General features: G+C 64.3%; 3 protein-coding genes. All 3 read right to left on the bottom strand.

Going from position 1 to position 2,739, the window contains the following annotated elements; genetic code table 11:
- Nucleotides 1-853 (bottom strand): Tar ligand binding domain-containing protein (locus tag JL37_RS15385; protein WP_156124320.1); only part of this gene is annotated, 853 nt, incomplete at its 3' end.
- A 92-nt stretch (nucleotides 854-945) separates the two neighbouring features.
- The gene (gene cheW, locus JL37_RS15380) at nucleotides 946-1,446 is read right to left on the bottom strand and encodes a chemotaxis protein CheW (protein WP_043545132.1); all 501 of its coding nucleotides are present in this window, start codon (nucleotides 1,444-1,446) and stop codon (nucleotides 946-948) included.
- A 15-nt stretch (nucleotides 1,447-1,461) separates the two neighbouring features.
- A partial coding sequence (locus JL37_RS15375) for a chemotaxis protein CheW (RefSeq protein WP_043545139.1) occupies nucleotides 1,462-2,739 on the bottom strand: 1,278 nt, incomplete at its 5' end.

Raw genomic sequence — 2,739 nt, 5'->3', positions numbered from 1 at the left:
CGGCCGATACCGTGCGGGTCAGGCTTTCCTGCATGCGCTTGAGCGCGGCGAACAGTTGGCCGATCTCATTGGTATTGCGCACGTCCACGCGGGCGGTCAGGTCGCCGCCGGCGATGAGGTCGAAGTGGCTGCCTGCCTCCTTCAGCGGCTGCAGCACGCGGCGGCGCAGGAACACATAGGTAGCGAACACCAGCAGCGCGGCGATCACGCCGCCCGCGCCCACCGCCATCAGCACGAACTGATAGCGCACCTGCGCCACTTCATAAGCGTCCAGCATCTTGCTGGCGCGCCAGAAATCGAACCCTTCTATCGCGCGGGCGAAGCGCCCTTCCAGGGCGTCCTGCACCGTCTGGACCTGCTTCTGGTAGGCCTGCATGTCGGCCTTTTCCAGGGCGGCAACCAGCGGGCCCAGGCCTTGCTGCACCAGCGCGCCATAGGAATCGTCGATTTCCTTGAGCGCTTCGGCCGCTTCAGGCGGCCGCGGCAGGGTCTTGTAGTACTCGAACTCCGCCTGGCCCTTGTTCATGGACGCCTTCGCGCGTTCCAGCAGGCCGGTGGCGTCCGCCGACAGGCCCTGCGCCAACAGCGTGGCCTGGCCCACATTGCTCACGATGTCGGCGTAGTTGGAGGATGCGGCGCGGCCCAGGCCGTTCAGGGAATCCTTGTAGCTGGACACGACGCGGCCGACGGCGTCGTCGAGCTCCTGCGACTGCTTGATCTCCGCCAACGTCCCGTTGCTGATGCGCAGGGACAGGACGCCGAGCGCCGCCCCGATCACCAACATGAATGAGAAGAACGCCAGCACCCACAACAGGCTGCTGCGTATCGTCATGTTCGCGAAAAACTTGCGCATCACAAGCACCACTCCTTGACTGCAATCGTTAAAGGAAAGCGCCACTTCGGATCGAATATGGCGCCTCTACCCCGCTTACGGCCGGATTCCGATCAGGAAGCGACCTTCTCCACCAGCGCCATTTCGTCGCTGGTCATGAGCTTCTCGATATCCACCAGGATCAGCATGCGCTCGTCCACGGTGCCCAGGCCGGTCAGGTATTCCGTGGATAGCGTCGCGCCGAATTCCGGCGCCGGACGGATCTGGCCCGAATTGAGCATCAGCACGTCGGACACGCCGTCCACCACGATGCCGACCACGCGGCGGTCGAGGTTCAGGATGATGACCACGGTCTGCTCGTTGTATTCGACACGCCCGAGGTTGAACTTGATGCGCAGGTCGACGATCGGCACGATGATGCCGCGCAGGTTCGTTACGCCCTTGATGAACGGCGGAACATTCGCGATGCGGGTGACCGTGTCGGCGTCATAGCCGCGGATCTCCTGCACCTTCAGGATGTCGATCCCGTACTCTTCGTCGCCCAGCGTGAACACCAGGAATTCGCTGCCGACATCTTCATTGCGCGCGGCGGGCGCTTGCGGTTTGGCTGCCATGAGGTTAGTTCTCCATCAATTCAGAATGGCTTCGGGCTGCGACCAACGCTCGCGGTTGGCGCGCGCAAGCGCAAATACGTCGACGATCAGGGCCACGCTGCCATCGCCCAGGATGGTGGCAGCCGAAATGCCGGGAACCTTGCGGTAGTTCGACTCGAGGTTCTTCACCACGACCTGGTGCTGCCCGATCAGGTGGTCCACCAGCAGCGCGAAACGGCGATCCTCGGCCTGCATGATGACGGCGATCGCCTGGGTAGGATCGGTCTGCGCGCCATTCACCGAGAACACGCGGTGCATTTCGACCAGCGGCAGGTACTCGCCGCGCACGTGCATGACGCGCTCGTTGCCCGCCACCGAGTAGATCTGGTCGTTCGTGGGCTGCAGCGATTCGGTGACGTGGTTCAGCGGCAGGATGAAGGTTTCCTCGCCCACCCGCACCGACATGCCGTCCAGGATGGCCAGGGTCAGCGGCAGCACGATGCGCGTCGTGGTGCCGTTGCCCGGCTCGCACGACAGCTGCACGTGGCCGCCCATGTCCTGGATGTTCCTGCGCACCACGTCCATGCCGACGCCGCGGCCGGAGATGTCCGTGACCTTTTCGGCGGTGGAGAAGCCGGGCGCGAAGATCAGTTGCCAGATCTCGTCGTCCGGCGAGTTCTCATTGACGGCCAGGCCCTGGGAGATCGCCTTCTTGAGGATCTTCTCGCGGTTCAGGCCGGCGCCATCGTCGCTGACCTCGATCACGATATTGCCGCCGTTGTGCTGGGCGGAAAGCACCAGCTGGCCGACGGGATCCTTGCCGGAAGCGATGCGCTTTTCGGGAGTCTCGATGCCGTGGTCCAGGCTGTTGCGGACCAGGTGGGTCAGCGGATCGATGATGCGCTCGATCAGGCTCTTGTCCAGTTCGGTAGCGCGGCCGTACGTCTGCAGCTCGATCTGCTTGCCCATCTTGCTGGCGATATCGCGCACCAGGCGGGGAAAGCGGCTGAACACATAGTCCATCGGCATCATCCGGATCGACATGACCGCTTCCTGCAGGTCGCGGGCATTGCGTTCCAGCTGTTCCATGCCGTTGAGCAGGCGGTCGTGCAGCACCGGGTCCAGCGTGGACGCCGTCTGCGCCAGCATCGCCTGGGTGATGACCAGCTCGCCCACCAGGTTGATCACCTGGTCCACCTTCTCGACGCCGACGCGGATCGAGGTGGATTCCTTGTCCACGTGCGCGGGGGCCGCAGGCCGGGCGGCGCGCGCGGCCTGGGTAATGGCCTCGGCGGCCGCGGCCGATTCCGCGAC

The organism is Achromobacter sp. RTa (assembly GCF_000757485.1).
Classification (GTDB): Bacteria; Pseudomonadota; Gammaproteobacteria; order Burkholderiales; family Burkholderiaceae_B; genus Achromobacter.
This window is presented reverse-complemented; position numbering and strand designations above follow the sequence as displayed.

Bases quoted from the DNA above. Each gene is read 5' to 3' on its own strand.
- cheW (WP_043545132.1), bottom strand. From the start codon at position 1,446: ATGGCAGCCAAACCGCAAGCGCCCGCCGCGCGCAATGAAGATGTCGGC.